Annotated in this window: 1 protein-coding gene; it reads left to right on the top strand. The window is 73.2% G+C overall.

Annotated features, from left to right (window positions below):
- A partial coding sequence (locus tag BIV23_RS44965) for a polyketide synthase dehydratase domain-containing protein (RefSeq protein ID WP_143079281.1) occupies positions 1–1,192 on the top strand: 1,192 nt, incomplete at both ends.

The raw sequence follows: 1,192 nt of genomic DNA, 5'->3' as shown, positions 1-1,192 counted from the left end.
GCTGGTGTACGGCCCGGCGTTCCAGGGGCTGGCGGAGCTGTGGCGGGACGGCAGCAGCGCGTACGGGATCGTGCGCCTGCCCGAGGGTCTGAAGCCCGACGGCTACGGTGTCCATCCCGCCCTCCTCGACGCCGCCCTGCACAGCCTGGTCGGCGTCCAGAAGGAGACCGGCGCCGACGGCACCGCACTGCTGCCCTTCGAGTGGACGGGCGTCGAGCTGTACGCCGCCGGCGCCACCGAACTCCGTGTCCGAGTCGACCTAGAGGAGGCCGCGCGCACGCTCCGCGTGACCGTCGCCGATCAGCACGGCCGTCCCGTCGCCCACGCACGGGGGCTGCGGCTGCAGGAGGCGTCCGCCGAGCGGATCCGAGCGGGGCGGTCGGCCGACCACCTGTACCGCGTGGACTTCCAGCCGCTGCCGTCCCTGCGCGCCGAGCAGGAGGCGCCGGACGGTGAGTCCTGGGTGGCCGGCGGCTCCGGCCGACTGGCTCGCGCCCTGGGCGCGCAGGCCTTCGACGGCGTGGACGCCCTCCTCGTACGCCTGGACGAAGAGGGCGCGCAGGCGCCCTCGCGCATCGTCATCGACGCCACCGCCGTGGGCCTCGACGACGCGGACGGCGACGCGTTGGCCGCGACGACCGGTGCCCTTGTCGCACTTCAGCGGCTCCTCGCCCAACCCCTTCTGGAGCAGACGGAGTTGGTGTGGGTCACCTCCGGCGCGGTGGCCGTGGACGCGGATGGTGGTGACGTTCGCGACCTCGTGCACGCTCCGCTGTGGGGTCTGCTGCGCGCCGCGCGAAGCGAGCGCGCCGAGCGCGTCATCCGGTTGGTCGACGTCGACGCCGTGGCCGATGCGGCTCTCGGCGTGTGGGCGGCGGGCGAGCCGGAACTCGCCGTCCGGGACGGGGAGCTGCTCGCGGCCCGGCTGGTGCGGACGGTGGCTGACGAAGGCGCGCGGCCGCCCGCCCTGGACTCCGAGGGAGCCGTCCTGATCACTGGTGGTTTGGGTGAGTTGGGGCGTGCGGTTGCTGCGCATCTTGTGGGTGTTCATGGTGTGCGTCATGTGGTGTTGACGTCGCGGCGTGGGGCTGATGCGCCGGGTGCTGGTGATGTGGTGGCGGCGTTGAGGGCTGTGGGTGCGGAGTCGGTGCGGGTGGTGGCGTGTGATGTGGGTGATCGGGCTCAGGTCGCT

Source organism: Streptomyces monashensis, assembly GCF_001866665.1.
GTDB classification, from domain to species: Bacteria; Actinomycetota; Actinomycetes; order Streptomycetales; family Streptomycetaceae; genus Streptomyces; species Streptomyces monashensis.
This window is presented reverse-complemented; position numbering and strand designations above follow the sequence as displayed.